Genomic DNA, 14,022 nt, shown 5'->3' on the forward strand with positions numbered 1-14,022 from the left:
CTACCTCCCGAGTGACGGTCGCAGGGGACACGCCTGGCGTGCCTGGTGCGGTTGCCCGCTCAGCCGATCATTTTCTCGAGTTCGCCGAGCGGGAAGCCGCCGGCCGGGATCCGGTCGCGGACGGCCCGGCGGACGGCGGTCTGCACCGCCGCGTTGGCCGGGGTGGGTACGCCGTGCAGGCGCCCGAGCAGCACGATCTCGCCGTTGAGGTGGTCGGTCTCGACCGAGCCCGCGCCCCGGGCCAGGCTCTGCCAGGTGGAACCGCCGGAGCGCTCCTCGCCGCCGACGGGCCGGTGCGACACCAGGTCACCGCGCTCGGCGGCCTCCTCCTCGACTGTGGTGTGCGCGATGCCGGCGGCGGCGAGCGCCGCCTCACCCTCGGCGCGTACCCGCTTCGACAGGGCCTCGGGCACGTCCCGGCCGAGCAGCGCCTGGAGGCCGTTGCCGAGGTTGGCGAGCAGCTTGCCGTACTTCCAGCGCATCACGTCGTCGCGCACCGGCGCGACGAACCCGGCGGAGGTCAGGTCGGCGGCGACCGCCCGGCTGGTGTCGTCGGCGCCGCTCGGGTAGCGGCCGATGTGCAGCATGCCCGGGTGCGGATGCCCGTTGGCGACCACCAGGCCCGGTTCCAGGTGGGTGGCGGGCAGCCACACGCACACCGGGTGTACGCGGGCGAAGCGCCGCAGCGCGGCCGGCTCGTTCGCCACGCCGTTCTGGGCCAGCACGACCGGCAGCCGTTCGCCCGCCGTTCCGCCGCCCTCGACCGGCGCGTCCGCCCACGCCGTCAGCGCCGCCACGGTGTCCTGCGACTTCACGGTGAGCACCAGCACGGTGTCGGCCGGCAGGGGCGGGCCGTCCGGCCCGGCCACCGCCGGCAGCCGGCCGGTGACCTCCCGCTCGGGCGTGCGCAGCGTCAGACCCCGCTCCCGCAGCGCGTCCAGATGCGCGCCGCGGGCCACGAGCGTCACGTGGTGGCCGGCGTCGGCCAGGAGTACGCCGATGGTGCCGCCGACCGCGCCCGCTCCGATGATCACGTATCGCACGGGTCCGATTCTGCCCCTATGTGGCCTCGCCCGCCGGATACGCCGCTTGTCAGGCGGTGAGCCCCGCGTCGGCCAGGATCGGACCGGCCAGCAGCAGCGCGCCGACCACCAGCGCGCCCACGCTCACCAGCAGGAACACGCCCACCCAGAACAGCGCCGGGAACGGCGTGAGCCGGGCGAGCTGGTCGGCGTCGGACTGCGGCATCCGGCCCCGGGCGCGTTGCCGGTGCAGCTCGAACACCGGTCGTACGCCGCCGAGCAGCAGGAACCAGACCGACGTCCAGGCGAACGCGGCCTGCACCTCGGGCGAGGTGTACCAGGAGACGGCGAGCACCACCCCGCCGGTGACAAGCAGCGAGAGCACGCCGAACAGGTTGCGGATCATCACCAGCATGGCGAGCAGCAGCGCCACCGCCAGCCACAGCAACAGCGTGATCCGGTTCCCGGCCAGCAGCCACGCGCCGCCGAGGCCGAGCAGCGACGGCGCGACGTACCCGGCGAGCAGCGTGAGGATCATCCCCGGCCCGGTGGGGCGGCCGGCGGAGAGCGTCAGCCCGGAGGTGTCCGAGTGCAGCCGGATGCCGTGCAGCCGGCGGCCGGTGAGCAGCGCGACGAGCGCGTGGCCGCCCTCGTGCGCGATGGTGACCGCGTTCCGGGCGATCCGCCACGGCAGCCGGGTGGCGACCACGGCGAGCGCGACCACGGCGGTGAGCACCACCAGCAGCGGCGGCGGGTCCGGCTGGGCGCTCGTCAGCGTGTCCCAGAGCGTGGTGAGGCCGTCGATCAGGGGCATGGGCGGGGAGCCTACCGGCCCGAGCCGTGTCGTTCGACCGGCCGAGTCTCATAGAGTGTGAGACTGATCGGACGAGGCGCCGGAGCGGAGGTGAGGTCGGTGAGCGCAGCTCCCTTGGAGCCCTACAGCTCGCACGAGCAGGACGGCGACAGCCACTCGCTGCGGCTGCACCGGCTCGACGGCGCGCACTACGTCGAGGACGCGGTGGCCAAGGCGGGTGAGACGCTCAGTGTCACCGAGCCGTTCCGCTGGGCGATGGACCCGAGCGCGCTCCGTTGATCCGCAAACGACGCGCCACCTGGGCGAACGATGGGCGTCGATGAAAATTTCCTTGCTCCCTATTGCGATCTAGGGCACTAAGCTCCAAAGATGGGCGTCAATAAACGGACGTTCCTCTGGAGGCAACCATGGCCCGTACCAGACTCTCCGTACGCCGGCTCCTCGCTGCCGGCCTGGCCGCCGCCGCCACCGCGGCCGTGGCCCTCGTGGCGACCGCCGGACCGGCCGCCGCCGCGACCACGCCCGGGATCGACGTCTCCCGTTACCAGGGCAGCATCAACTGGACCAGCGTGCGCAACGCGGGCATCCAGTTCGCCTTCATCAAGGCCACCGAGGGCACGAGCTACAAGGACCCGAACTTCAACGCGAACTACGTCAACGCGTACAACGCCGGGGTGATCCGCGGGGCGTACCACTTCGCCCGGCCGAACATCTCCGCCGGTTCCACCCAGGCCAACTACCTGSCCAGCAACGGCGGCGCCTGGTCGGCCGACAGCCGTACGCTGCCCGCCGCGCTGGACCTGGAGGGCAACCCGTACAGCGGCGGCTACTGCTACGGCCTGAGCACCACCGGCATGCGCAACTGGGTCCAGGACTTCCTCAACACCTACCGCTCCCGCACCGGCCGGTACGCGGTCATCTACACCACGACGAGCTGGTGGAACCAGTGCACCGGCAGCTGGAGCGGCCCGTGGGCCAACCACCCGCTGTGGATCGCCCGCTGGGCCAGCTCGCCCGGCACCCTGCCGGCCGGCGCTCCGTTCTACAGCTTCTGGCAGTACACGAGCACCGGCTCCGTCTCCGGGATCAGCGGCAACGTGGACCGCAACTACTGGAACGGCGACCGCAGCCGGCTGATCGCCCTGGCCAACAACACCTGATCCACCGGCTTACGACAGTGGGACCGCCTCCGTGCGAGGCGGTCCCACTGTCGCGTCGTACGTGGCTCAGGCTCTGCGGCGCGCGGAGGCCGGCACGGGCGTCCGGCGCATCCAGCGCCACGCCGCCACACCCGCGATCGTGAGGGTCAGCACACCGAGGACCGCGACCGGCGCGGACAGGCCGGCGGCGATCAGGAGCAGCACGACGTCGCCGAGCGCAACGAGCATCCACAGTGCCAGCCGCGGGCCGGTGTCCCTGCGTCGGTAACCCATGTCGCACCTCCTTCCGTCGTCGGAGGATTCATACCCCCGAGGACGGAAAGCCATGCGAGCGAGTTTCGTGACCGGCGGGATTCCCGGTCAGTTCTGACGGTCCGGCACGAAGCCCTTGGTGATGATCTCCCAGTTCGCCAGGTTGGCGTCCCAGTCCTTCGCCGGGACCTCCCAGCGCAGCGCGAAGCCCCGGTTGCTGGCGGTCGCCACACCACGGTTGCGGACGTGGAAGCGGGTGTCGCCGTTGCGCGTCTCCAGCCAGTCCCAGTCGGCGCAGGTGCGGAAGTAGGGGTCGCACTTGGTGATGCCGACCAGTTTGTAGTTGCGCACGAAGTTGCGCCGGCTCGACTCCTGGCTCTTCCAGTCCGCGTACGCGTCCTTCTTCGGGTTCGGCGTCCACTGGATGAACAGCACCCGCCGAGCGCCACCGACCTCGTAGAGCACGACGTTGTCGCTGCGGACCCGCGCCTCGAAACCGTTCGGGATCGGCACCTTGAAGCCGTTCGGGCCGGTGTAGAGGCGCCAGCCGGCCGGCAGCGTGAACCCCGAGGCCGACGGGCTGGCCGACGGCGTGGGGCTGGCCGACGCGCTGGTCGCCGGGGCACTCGGCGACGCGCTCTCGCTCGCCGCGGGCGGCGGCGCCGCCGACGCGGAGGTGCCGGCCGTCGGCTCACCGCCGTCGCCGTCGTCACCGTTGTTCAGCAGCGGCACGGCCACCACCAGACCGACCAGCAGCAGCAGTACCAGCGCGCCGATCAGCAGGTTGCGCCGGTTGGGCGCGGACTTCTCGACCGGCAGCACCGTGGCCCGGCCGGTCGACTGCGCCTCCTGCACCGGAGCCGGGCTGACCGGTGCGGAGCCGGTCACGGCCGGGCTGACCGGCGCCGGGGCGTCGGTGACCGGCTCGCCGTCGAGCCGCGTCTCGTCCAGCGCCGGGTCGACGCCGTCGACAGGGGCCTCGTCGTCCACCCGGGTCTCGTCGGTGGAGGGCGCCGGGTCGAGCTTGGTGGTCGGATCGGCGGCCGGCGGAGCCACCTTCGCCGTCGGGCCGGCGTCCGAGGTGGGCGCCGCCACCTTCGCCGTCGGGTCGACGGCCGCGGCCGTACCCCCGGTGGCGGCCCCGGAGACCGAGGTCGCCGCGCGCTCGGCCTGGTCGGCCGGGCGCGGCGCCGGCACCAGCGGCGGGCGCGGCACGCGCGGACCGTTCGGCCCCGGCCGGCGTACGCCGTCCAGCAGTGAAATGCCCTTGGCCCGGCGACCGGCGGCCTTGCGCAGCATGCGCTCCGCCACCTCGGCGGTGATCCGCTCGTCCGGGTCCTTGCGCAGCAGGCCCTGGAGCACCGGCTTGAGCGGCCCGGCGTTGCGCGGCGGCGGCAGCGGCTCGGTGGCGAGCGCGGCCAGCGTGGCGATCGCCGACGGACGCGCGTACGGCGACTTGCCCTCGACCGCCGCGTAGAGCGTGGCGCCGAGCGACCAGAGGTCGGCCTCCGGCCCGGCCGTGCCGTCCCGCGCCCGCTCCGGCGAGATGTACGCGGGCGAACCGAGCACCATGCCGGTGCGCGTCACGTTCGGGTCGCCGGGGATCGTGGCCAGGCCGAAGTCGGTGAGCACCACGCGGCCGTCCTCGCCGAGCAGCACGTTGCCCGGCTTGACGTCGCGGTGCATGATGCCCGCCTTGTGCGCGGCCTTCAGCGCGTTCAGCACGCCGAGGCCGATCTCGACCGCCTTGGCCGACGAGACCGGACCGTCCTCGGCGATGGTGTCCTGCAACGACTTCGACGCCACGTACTCCATGACGATCCACGGATCGCCGTCGGTGCGCAGCACGTCGAAGATGCGGACCACGTTGACGTTGTTGAGCCGGGCGATCGCCCGCGCCTCCCGCAGCGAGCGCTCGCGCATCTCGCGGCGCTCCTCCGGGGTGAGGCCGGGCGGCGGGACCAGTTCCTTGATGGCCACGTCCCGGTGCAGCACCTCGTCCCGCGCCTTCCAGACGCGGCCCATGCCGCCCTGACCGAGCGGCGTGATAAGCCGGTACCGGTCGGCGACGAGTTGGGGGAGCGCGTTCGACATCGCAGAAACCGTACCCGGCCGCTGCGACGCCTACACCGTCGGCACGCCACTGTACGGCGAAGGTCGAATTCGTGACGGTTACCCTTGGGGCATGTCTGCCGAAGAGCCGCTGTTCCGGATCGTCCGCGGCGTGCCCACCGCCGAGGAGCTGGCCGCTCTGGTCGGCGCGATCATGGTGCGTACCCGCCCGGCCCAGGCCGCCACGCCGGCCCCCGTGTCGCAGTGGGCGCGCAGCGCACGTCCCGCCCTCGCCGGCCCGGTCGCCGGCGTCGGCGCGTGGCGGGCCTCCGGCCTGCCCCGCTGACGTCTGGTTCCACCCGCGGCGCCGGGCGGGGCTGCCGGGATCCACGTTGAGCCACTAACCTCACTCAGGGAAACCGTGTGGTGACGGGCAGGAGGCTCCGATGATCCCGGAGGACAACCAGCCAGCCGGCTGGCTGCGCGGCTACGGCGGCATCGAGGCCGACATCCGACAGATGCGGGAGTTCGCCGACCGCCTCCAGGACGAGGTGACGCGCAACTACTCGCCGCATCTGTCGTACATCGCCGACGACATGAGGGCCCCGGTGCCGAACCCGGCCGACGCCTTCATCGAGCTGGTCCATTTCCTCCAGGCCCACCACGACACCCAGACGGCAGCGGTCAGCGCCGTGTGGGACCTGGCACCCGCCACCGGCCGGCTCGCCGACGCCGCCGGCCGGATCGCCAACCACTACGGCGACGCCGACGCGTTCTCCTCCGCACGGGTCACCGACGTCGAACGGGCACTCGCCGGGCCGTCGAGCACCGTCGCCCGCCCGCTGCCGCCACTGGCCGACCCCACCGCCCCCGAACAGAGCCGGGTGATCCTGCCGTGATCGAACGGGGCAGCGGACGCACCTCCGGGCTGACCGACTGGCGGCTGATGGACGTCCTCAGCATGTGGGCGTGCCTCCAGGACCAGGACACCGCCGGCCAGTGGAAGCAGGTCGCCGGTTGGCGCAAGGTCTGTGACCTCGCGCTGACCCACCTGAGTCGGCTGCGGGAATACCGGCGCGGCCTCGCCGAGGCCTGGCCACCCGAGACCAATGCCGCCGCGCGGGCGTACATCGCCGAACTCGACCAGCTCATCGACCGCGTGCAGCGCACCCACGACGCCGCCGCCGCGAACTACGACGCGCTCGCCGCCGCCACCCGCGCCATCGGCAGCGCGCGGGCCGAGCTGCAACCCCTGCACGAGGAGTACGAGAAGAGGCTGCGGCAGAAGCGGGCGTACGAGGCGACGATCGCCGACCCGAAGGCGGTGGCGGGTAGCCGGTTGCCGGAACGGCCCCCGGTCACGGACGACGACTTGGAGCAGTTGAACGTACGGGCGCGCGGGTTGATGACGGGGTTGAGCGGCGAGCTACAGCACGCCCAGGTCATGCTCCAGCGCCCGCCAACACCAGTCGGCCCCGGTCGTCCAGGTCGTCAGGTTAATGATCCCGACACCTACGACCAGGCTCCTCCAATTATCCCGCCTGTCGTTCCAGTGCAGGTTTCAGGCAGCTCGGGGAAACCGTCGCCTAGAAACCCTGCGGTCTCCCCCGTCGAGACGAAACCCTTGACGCCTCCGATCAGCGGCGTCGGACCGATACTCGGAGCAGCCGCACCTGGCACGGCGCAGGCCCCGCCTGAGGCATCTGCGCCACCCATCAAGCCGACGTCTCCAACCACGCCCAGCATTGGCGCCCAGGCAGGTTTCGCACCCACAGGAAGCATGGGACCAGTTTCGCCGCGCCCGCCAGCACCCCCGAGCGGGCCAAACCTGCCTTTCAACGACCCGAACCGCACTTCACCTGGCGGCAGCGGACGCCAGGCTCTGCCCAATGGCTTTATTGGAACACCGACAGGCGGGAGCATCGGCCAACCAACTCCCAACAATCCGCGGCGCGTAAATCCCATTGGTGGGGTCATTGGTGGCGGCGCAGGCACTGCACCTAGCGGCGCGGCGGGTTCTAGGCCTGGAGCAGGACGAACTACTCAACCAGGAGCTAGCTACGGCAACTTCCCAGTAGGCGGCTCACCTTCTGCAGCATCGCACTTTGGTACTAGGAACCGGCGCGAGCATGACGGCGAGGGAACACCGCTGTGGGACGCGGACCATCCATGGCGAACCAACAGAGGCGTGGATCCCGTGATGCTTCCACCGGAAGAGGACGGCCCGATAGACCCTGGCCCAGCAATCGGCTTTAACCGGTGAGTGTGGGTCGACCGCTCCTGGCAGCACTTCTGACACTCCTCGGAGCCCTACCGGCACAACAAATGATCGCAGCACCGACTGCGCCCGCAGACCTCATACGGGCAGACCAGTGGCACCTGCGCTACTTACGGGCGGATGACGCCAATTCAATCAGCCGCGGGAGCGGGGTGCTAGTTGCAGTTCCTGACACCGGCGTTGACCCCCACCCAGACCTACTAAGTAATCTACTTCCCGGGACGACAACAATAGCGGGCAGGTCCGGCGACGGCCGCAGTGACCTGAACAGTCACGGCACCAGCATGGCCGGCCTAATCGCCGCGCATGGGCAGTCAGACGGAACAGGAGCGATTGGGATTGCCCCGGCGGCAAAGATCTTGCCAATCCAGTCCTCCGGCGGGAACAATATAGGAGAAGCAGATGACCTCGCTTCGGGGATACGCTACGCAATCTCGCAACATGCCGATATAATTAGCGTCTCCAGTAGCGGCGCATCAAGCCCCGAGTTGGTTAACGCAACTCGGGCTGCCCTTTCGGCCAACATTATCGTTGTCGCAGCTGCCGGAAACGCCCCCGACGACACTCATGTTGGCTATCCCGCAAGTGAGCCCGGTGTAATTGCAGTCGGAGGAGTAGACCGCACGGGAAACCACGCTTCCGTTTCAGTCCGCGGGCCAGAGATTGATATTGTTGCCCCAGCCGTTGATATCTACAGCACCAGCTACGGCGGCAAATATTCGAAGGGCACGGGGACATCCAGTGCTACCGCGATTGTTGCCGGCGCTGCTGCCCTGATCCGCTCCAAGTACCCCAACCTCCCCGCGCAGGAAGTCGCCCACCGGCTGACCGCCACCGCCGTCGACAAGGGACCACCAGGCCGCGACGACCAGTACGGCTATGGCGTCATCGACCTGGTAGCGGCGCTCACCGCTGATGTCCCCCCGCTCGGCTTCGAGTCCTCGAACGTCACGCCACCGGCGTCGGCGGAGGCAGCCCCGGAAAAGGGCGACGACAGCAGCGCGACCGTACGCGGGCTCGCCACCCTGGGTGTGCTGGTGGCGGCGGGCGGCGGATACCTGTTCTGGCGTCGGCGCCGACGTGCCGACGACCCGCCGCCGAGGGTCAGCCGGTAGCGTCGGCGGGGTGTCGACCTCCGTACCGGTGCGCCTCGTGCTCGCCTCGCAGTCTCCCGCCCGCCGCAAGTTGCTCCAGGCCGCTGGCATCGAGCCCGACGTGCTGGTCAGCGGCGTGGACGAGTCGCAGGTGGTCAGCGAGCGCGCCGAGGATCTGTGTCTGGAGTTGGCCCGGTTGAAGGCGCAGGCCGTACGCGATCGGCTGCGGCCGTCGCGGGATGAGCGCACTCTCGTGCTCGGCTGTGACTCGGTGCTGGCCTTCGACGGTGAGATCCTCGGCAAGCCTGATGACGCGGCGGACGCCACCCGGCGGTGGCAGCGGATGCGCGGGCGCAGCGGTGTCCTGCACACCGGGCACAGTCTGATCGACGTGACGTACGAGTCGCGGGCCGAGGCCGTCGCGTCGACCACTGTGCATTTCGCCGACATCAGCGACGAGGAGATCGCCGCGTACGTGGCGACGGGCGAGCCGCTGGCCGTTGCCGGCGCGTTCACCATCGACGGGCTGGGCGGCGCGTTCCTGACCGGGATCGAGGGTGACCCGGGCACAGTGGTGGGGTTGTCCCTGCCGTTGCTGCGCCGGCTGCTCGCCGAGGTGGAGCTGAGCATCGTCGACCTGTGGACGAAGGTCGCGCCCGGGGGCCAGGAGATCGAGCATCTCGGCTAACGTCCGGACATGACCACGAAGCCTCTGCCGCTCACCCCGGAACTGCACGCCTATCTGGTGGCCCATGGGTCCGCGCCGGACGAGATCGTCCGGGAGCTGGCCGAGGAGACCCGGGCGGCCCTGCCCGCCGAGGCGGTCATGCAGGTCGCGCCGGAGCAGGCGGCGTTCCTGACGTTCCTGACCCGGCTGCTCGACGTACGGCAGGCGGTCGAGGTGGGCACGTTCACCGGCCTCTCCTCGCTGGCGATCGCCCGAGGGCTCGCCGATGGCGGGCGGCTGACCTGCTTCGACATCTCCGAGGAGTACACGGGCGTGGCCCGGCGCTACTGGGAGCGCGCCGGTGTGCAGGACCGGATCGAGCTGCGCATCGGCCCGGCCGCCGAGACGCTGCGCGAGCTGCCCCGCGAGCGTTACCTGGACTTCGCGTTCATCGACGCGGACAAGGTCGGCTACCCGATCTACTGGGACGAGCTGGTGCCGCGCATGCGCCCCGGCGCGGTGGTCGCCGTCGACAACACGCTGCGCGACGGCCGGGTGCTCGCCCCGCGCAACGCCGACGACCGGGCGATCGCCGCCTTCAACGACGCGGTGATCGCGGACGTGCGCGTCGAGGCGGTCATGCTGCCGATCGCCGACGGCGTCACGCTCGCCCGAGTGCTCTGAGCCGGCCCGAACACAACCTCGCCGAAGTGGCGGCAACCCTGAACACCGGATACCACCACCTCGCCGAAATGGAGTCGATCAGGTCGCGCGGACCGGCGCGGGCAAGGCACGCCCCAGCCGCACCGTCAGCAGCACCGCCACCGCGATGAACGCGGGCAGCAGCAGGAACGCCGGGTGCGGGCCGGCGCCGTCGGCCACCCACCCGAGCGCGACCGGCGCGATCCCGAAACCCACACCCATCGAGTACGCCGACCAGCCCGCCGCCTTGTCGGCGGCCGGACCGGCGACTGCGAGCGCGATGGAGATCGCCAGCGGGTAGTGCAGCGCGTTGCCCAGGCCGAGCACGACCAGGCCGGTGACGGCGAGCCAGCCGACCGTACTGCCCCAGAACAGCGCGAACCCGGCCAGCGAGACGGTGAGCGCGCCGAGCAGCAGCGGCACCGGCGGCCAGCGCAGCGCGGCCCGGCCACCGGCGATCCGGCCGGCGAACATGCCGCAGACGATCGCGGCCACCGCCGCCGACGCCCCGCCCGCGCTCAGCCCGGCGTGGGTCCGCAGCACGTCGGCGGTCCAGAGCGACAGGCAGACCTCGATCGACCCGGTGACGGACATCAGAACCCAGGCGATCCAGTACGCACGCGGCAGCCGCCCCGCTGCCCCACGCACCCCGGAGGCGGGCACCTCCGACGCCGGCAACCCCGGCGCGGGCACGGCCGAAGCGGGCACAGGCGCGGCGCCCCCGGACGACACGGTGACGGGAGCGCCCGAAGCGGGCACGGCGGCGTCGGATGCGCCGACGGCGGGTACTGCCGGAGCGGGCGCGGCGGCCTCGGCCACCCCGGACGTGGGGACGGCGGGCACCCGGGTGGATGCGGCCACGGCGACCGGTGTGCCGGCAGCCGCGACAGCGGGGGCGCGGTTCGGCCCGCGTACCCGGAAGGTCAGAGCCGCGAGCGCGACAAGCGTGATCAGCCCGACCTCGACGGCCATCAGCGGTCGCCAGCCGAGGCCGGCGTCGACGCTGGCGCCGATGGTCAGCGGCGCCAGGATGCCCATGCCGGCGCACGCGGCGTTGGCCTCGGTGAGCGCGGCGGGGGCGGCGGGTCCGTGCCGGGCGGTGAGCACCACGCTGACGCCACTGACGATCATCATGCCGAAGGTGGCGATGACCGCGACGGCGGCGAGCGTGGCCGGTAGCGGGCGGAGCAGGCCGAGCGCGGTGACGCCGGCGGCGACGCCGGCGAGGCCGAGCCAGATGGCGGGGCCGCGGCCGAGGCGGCGGGCGATCGGGGCGAACAGCGCTCCGCCGGCCAGCGCGCCGACGGCGATGCCGGTGCTGTGCAGGCCGGCGACGGCGGCGCTGGTGCCCTGTTCGTCGCGGAGCAGCGGTACGACCGGGCCGAATCCGTAGAGGAAGAAGCCCCAGAGACCGAGCTGGGCGTAGGTCAGCCAGGTGATCCGGTCACGGGTGAGGCGGGGCACCGGCCCACGCTACGCGCGTGGCGCCGGTGCCCCCTGCCTCCTGAGAGGTACGTCTCTCCTGGTCAGCGGACACTGCGGGCGAACTGGCGGGCGGCCCAGAAAACGCCTGCGGCGGCGAGCACCGCGATGATGCCGAGGCCCTGCCAGACGCGGTCGTTGCCGAGGTCGCCGTTGAACAGCGCGCGGGTGCCCTCGACCGCCCAGGAGAACGGGTTCCACTTGGCCACGCCCTGGAGCCAGCCGGGGGCGAAGGTGAGCGGCAGCAGGATGCCGGAGAGCAGCAGCACCGGCTGCGCGACGGTGTTCATGAGCGGGGCGAGCGCGTCCTCGCTCTTGACCTTGAGCGCGATGCCGTAGGAGACGGCCGAGGTCATCAGCGCGATGAGGGCGAGCATCAGGTACGCCAGGAGCAGGTTGCCGATGAAGACGCGCAGGTCGAACGCGAGCGCCAGCAGCGTGATGATGATCGCCTGCGCGATGAGCGAGACCACGTCCCGCAGGGACCGGCCGAGCAGCAGCGCGAGCCGGCTGACCGGGGTGACCCGGGAGCGCTCGATCACGCCGGCCCGCAGTTCGGCGATCAGGCCGAAGCCCTGGAACAGGCCGCCGAAGATGGCCAGCAGCACGAGCAGGCCGGGCACGAAGATCTTGTACGCGGCGGCCTGCGTCGGGGCGTTCAGCGCGGGCTTGAGCAGCGGGGCGAACAGGAGCAGGTACATCACCGGCTGGAAGACGCCGACGAAGATCCACACCGGGTTGCGCAGCAGCAGTTGCGTCTGGCGCTGGAAGATCAGCCAGGTGTCGCGGGCGAGTTTCATGACAGCTTCTCCGGGGTTCAGGACTCGCGCAGCGAGCGGCCGGTCTTGGTGAGGAAGACGTCGTCGAGGCTGGGCCGGTGCAGCTCGATCGAGCGCAGGTCCAGCCCGGCGTGGTCGAGGCGGCGCAGCACCTGCGGGATGGCGGTGGCGCCCTCGTCGACGTAGAGGCGCAGGCCGCCCTCGTCAACGGTCTCCAGCTTGCTCACGTACGCCTCGGTGTCGAGCAGTTCGGCGGCGCGCGGGGTGCTCGGGGCGTCCAGTCCGACGATCACCACCTCGCCGGAGATCTCCCGCTTCAGCTCGGCCGGCGTGCCCTCGGCGACGATCTCGCCGTGATCCATGATCGCGATGCGGTCGCAGAGCGCGTCCGCCTCGTCCAGGTAGTGCGTGGTGATGAAGACGGTCATCCCCTCGGTACGCAGCCGGCGGATCTCGTCCCACATGTGCGCGCGGCTCTGCGGGTCGAGGCCGGTGGTCGGCTCGTCCAGGAAGACGATCTTCGGCTCGTGGATGATGCCGAGCGCGATCTCGACCCGCCGGCGCTGGCCGCCGGAGTAGGTCTTGCACTTGCGGTCGGCGTACTCGGTGAGCTGGAAGGCTTCGAGCGCGCGCTCGGCGCGTCGGTGCGCCTCGGCCTTGCTGATGCCGTAGAGGCGGGCCTGGAGCACCAGCTCCTCGCGGGCGCTCGACTCGTCCCAGGTGCTGCCGCCCTGGGCCACGTACCCGATCCGGCGGCGCACCTCGGCCGGGTCCTTGCGCAGGTCGGCGCCGGCCACGGTGGCCTCGCCGCCGTCCGGCTCGATGAGCGTGGCGAGCATCCGTAGCGTGGTGGTCTTGCCGGCGCCGTTGGGCCCGAGGAAGCCGAAGATCTCCCCCTCGGCGACGTCGAGGTTGACGCCGCGGACGGCGTCCACGGTCTTCGTCTCGCGACCCTCGCGGGAGCGGTACGACTTCCGCAACCCCCTGGTCTCGATCATTTCTGCTCCTGGTCGTCCGGGCGGGCCTGACCGGCCGCCGATCGTCCGCGAGGACGCACGAATCCCCCGCGATTCCTGCCGAGGCTAACGCGATATAGCTTCTTTGGTCAACGTTGATTATGTCGTGTCATCGGGAGCCGTCGGTCCAGCCCGACCAGCCCTCGGCCCGCTCCATCCCATCCGGCAGGTACGACACTCCCGACTCGATCCGCTCCGCGATCCGCTCGCACCACGCCGTCTCCGCCTCGGCGCGGGCCAGCCACAGCTCGAACATCCACCCGACGTGCACCGGCTTGCGGGTGCGTACCCAGTCCGAGTCGAGCGAGGCGCGCATCGACTCGACCCCGGCGCGAAGGAGGTTCGCCCGGTTGCGCAGCGCCGCCGCGGCCTCCTCGCGCGGCATCGCCGGCAGGAAGGAGAACGCCGCCACGAACGGGTCCGGCGGCTCCTGCACCTGCCACCACTGCGCGCGCAGCAGCGTCTCGAACTCGTCCTCCCCCTTCGCCGTCACCTCGTACGTGGTGCGGGCCGGGCGGGCGCCCACCTGCTCGACCGAGACGGTCCGCAGCAGGCCCTCGTCGGTGAGTTTGCGCAGCGCGTGGTAGATCGAGCCGGGCTGCACGTTGGCCCACTTGTCCGCGCTCCAGCTCAGCAGCTCACGGCGCACGTCGTAGCCGTGCACCGGCTGCATCCACCGGACCAGGCCCAGAATCATCATCCTC

Annotated in this window: 16 protein-coding genes; 8 read left to right on the top strand and 8 right to left on the bottom strand. The window is 71.3% G+C overall.

Features of this window, described 5'->3' with window-relative positions; genetic code table 11:
- Positions 1 to 59: 59 nt before the first annotated feature.
- Both A8711_RS00125 and A8711_RS00130 read right to left on the bottom strand, forming a co-directional pair.
- Positions 60 to 1,043 carry a ketopantoate reductase family protein gene (locus A8711_RS00125; protein ID WP_069087139.1) on the bottom strand — a complete coding sequence of 328 codons (984 nt, stop codon included), beginning with the start codon at positions 1,041 to 1,043 and terminating at the stop codon, positions 60 to 62.
- 49 nt (positions 1,044 to 1,092) lie between these two features.
- Positions 1,093 to 1,836 (bottom strand): M50 family metallopeptidase, encoded by a 744-nt coding sequence (locus tag A8711_RS00130; protein WP_069087140.1) that lies wholly within the window; start codon positions 1,834 to 1,836, stop codon positions 1,093 to 1,095.
- Between the two features lie 99 nt (positions 1,837 to 1,935).
- Here A8711_RS00130 and A8711_RS31265 point away from each other — a divergent pair, with 99 nt between their 5' ends.
- Together A8711_RS31265 and A8711_RS00135 are read left to right on the top strand one after the other, a co-directional pair.
- Positions 1,936 to 2,115 carry a hypothetical protein gene (locus tag A8711_RS31265; protein ID WP_233514584.1) on the top strand — a complete coding sequence of 60 codons (180 nt, stop codon included), beginning with the start codon at positions 1,936 to 1,938 and terminating at the stop codon, positions 2,113 to 2,115.
- A 128-nt stretch (positions 2,116 to 2,243) separates the two neighbouring features.
- Positions 2,244 to 2,996, top strand: a complete 753-nt coding sequence (locus A8711_RS00135; protein WP_069087141.1) for a GH25 family lysozyme — start codon at positions 2,244 to 2,246, stop codon at positions 2,994 to 2,996.
- A gap of 66 nt (positions 2,997 to 3,062) precedes the next feature.
- Here A8711_RS00135 and A8711_RS00140 read toward each other — a convergent pair whose 3' ends face one another.
- Positions 3,063 to 3,269 (bottom strand): hypothetical protein, encoded by a 207-nt coding sequence (locus A8711_RS00140; RefSeq protein ID WP_043326669.1) that lies wholly within the window; start codon positions 3,267 to 3,269, stop codon positions 3,063 to 3,065.
- An 87-nt stretch (positions 3,270 to 3,356) separates the two neighbouring features.
- Positions 3,357 to 5,342 carry a serine/threonine-protein kinase gene (locus A8711_RS00145; RefSeq protein ID WP_069087142.1) on the bottom strand — a complete coding sequence of 662 codons (1,986 nt, stop codon included), beginning with the start codon at positions 5,340 to 5,342 and terminating at the stop codon, positions 3,357 to 3,359.
- Between the two features lie 91 nt (positions 5,343 to 5,433).
- Between A8711_RS00145 and A8711_RS00150 the strand changes: the two genes are divergently transcribed.
- From A8711_RS00150 to A8711_RS00170, 6 genes are all read left to right on the top strand, one after another.
- Complete coding sequence (locus tag A8711_RS00150; protein ID WP_069087143.1) at positions 5,434 to 5,646, top strand: acyl-CoA carboxylase subunit epsilon; 213 nt, start codon at positions 5,434 to 5,436, stop codon at positions 5,644 to 5,646.
- 100 nt (positions 5,647 to 5,746) lie between these two features.
- Positions 5,747 to 6,199 (top strand): hypothetical protein, encoded by a 453-nt coding sequence (locus A8711_RS00155; RefSeq protein ID WP_069087144.1) that lies wholly within the window; start codon positions 5,747 to 5,749, stop codon positions 6,197 to 6,199.
- Positions 6,196 to 7,563 carry a hypothetical protein gene (locus A8711_RS32280; RefSeq protein ID WP_158629857.1) on the top strand — a complete coding sequence of 456 codons (1,368 nt, stop codon included), beginning with the start codon at positions 6,196 to 6,198 and terminating at the stop codon, positions 7,561 to 7,563. The genes A8711_RS00155 and A8711_RS32280 overlap by 4 nt, the downstream gene beginning before the upstream one ends.
- Positions 7,564 to 7,625: 62 nt before the next feature.
- Entirely contained in the window at positions 7,626 to 8,693 is a 1,068-nt protein-coding gene (locus tag A8711_RS31270) for a S8 family serine peptidase (protein WP_082931073.1), read from the top strand.
- A 10-nt stretch (positions 8,694 to 8,703) separates the two neighbouring features.
- Positions 8,704 to 9,360: a nucleoside triphosphate pyrophosphatase gene (locus A8711_RS00165; protein ID WP_069087146.1), complete on the top strand. Its 657-nt coding sequence runs from the start codon at positions 8,704 to 8,706 to the stop codon at positions 9,358 to 9,360.
- Positions 9,361 to 9,369: 9 nt separating this feature from the next.
- The gene (locus A8711_RS00170; protein ID WP_069087147.1) at positions 9,370 to 10,023 is read left to right on the top strand and encodes an O-methyltransferase; all 654 of its coding nucleotides are present in this window, start codon (positions 9,370 to 9,372) and stop codon (positions 10,021 to 10,023) included.
- Positions 10,024 to 10,101: 78 nt separating this feature from the next.
- Here the strand turns inward: A8711_RS00170 and A8711_RS00175 are convergent, their stop codons facing one another.
- The 4 genes from A8711_RS00175 to A8711_RS00190 all read right to left on the bottom strand — a co-directional run bounded on the left by A8711_RS00175 (position 10,102) and on the right by A8711_RS00190 (position 14,018).
- Entirely contained in the window at positions 10,102 to 11,505 is a 1,404-nt protein-coding gene (locus A8711_RS00175) for a sugar MFS transporter (RefSeq protein WP_069087148.1), read from the bottom strand.
- A gap of 62 nt (positions 11,506 to 11,567) precedes the next feature.
- Positions 11,568 to 12,323, bottom strand: coding sequence for an ABC transporter permease (locus tag A8711_RS00180; RefSeq protein WP_013284036.1), 756 nt, complete (start codon positions 12,321 to 12,323; stop codon positions 11,568 to 11,570).
- Positions 12,324 to 12,340: 17 nt separating this feature from the next.
- Positions 12,341 to 13,300: a daunorubicin resistance protein DrrA family ABC transporter ATP-binding protein gene (locus A8711_RS00185; RefSeq protein WP_043326688.1), complete on the bottom strand. Its 960-nt coding sequence runs from the start codon at positions 13,298 to 13,300 to the stop codon at positions 12,341 to 12,343.
- A gap of 127 nt (positions 13,301 to 13,427) precedes the next feature.
- Positions 13,428 to 14,018, bottom strand: a complete 591-nt coding sequence (locus A8711_RS00190) for a PadR family transcriptional regulator (protein WP_043326691.1) — start codon at positions 14,016 to 14,018, stop codon at positions 13,428 to 13,430.
- Positions 14,019 to 14,022: the final 4 nt, after the last annotated feature.

Source organism: Micromonospora sp. II, assembly GCF_001709195.1.
GTDB classification, from domain to species: domain Bacteria; phylum Actinomycetota; class Actinomycetes; order Mycobacteriales; family Micromonosporaceae; genus Micromonospora; species Micromonospora chalcea.

Coding starts and splice junctions, on each gene's coding strand:
- A8711_RS00130 (WP_069087140.1), bottom strand. CDS start 1,836: ATGCCCCTGATCGACGGCCTCACCACGCTCTGGGACACGCTGACGAGC.
- A8711_RS00140 (WP_043326669.1), bottom strand. CDS start 3,269: ATGGGTTACCGACGCAGGGACACCGGCCCGCGGCTGGCACTGTGGATG.
- A8711_RS00145 (WP_069087142.1), bottom strand. CDS start 5,342: ATGTCGAACGCGCTCCCCCAACTCGTCGCCGACCGGTACCGGCTTATC.
- A8711_RS00150 (WP_069087143.1), top strand. CDS start 5,434: ATGTCTGCCGAAGAGCCGCTGTTCCGGATCGTCCGCGGCGTGCCCACC.
- A8711_RS00155 (WP_069087144.1), top strand. CDS start 5,747: ATGATCCCGGAGGACAACCAGCCAGCCGGCTGGCTGCGCGGCTACGGC.
- A8711_RS31270 (WP_082931073.1), top strand. CDS start 7,626: ATGATCGCAGCACCGACTGCGCCCGCAGACCTCATACGGGCAGACCAG.
- A8711_RS00170 (WP_069087147.1), top strand. CDS start 9,370: ATGACCACGAAGCCTCTGCCGCTCACCCCGGAACTGCACGCCTATCTG.
- A8711_RS00180 (WP_013284036.1), bottom strand. CDS start 12,323: ATGAAACTCGCCCGCGACACCTGGCTGATCTTCCAGCGCCAGACGCAA.
- A8711_RS00185 (WP_043326688.1), bottom strand. CDS start 13,300: ATGATCGAGACCAGGGGGTTGCGGAAGTCGTACCGCTCCCGCGAGGGT.
- A8711_RS00190 (WP_043326691.1), bottom strand. CDS start 14,018: ATGATGATTCTGGGCCTGGTCCGGTGGATGCAGCCGGTGCACGGCTAC.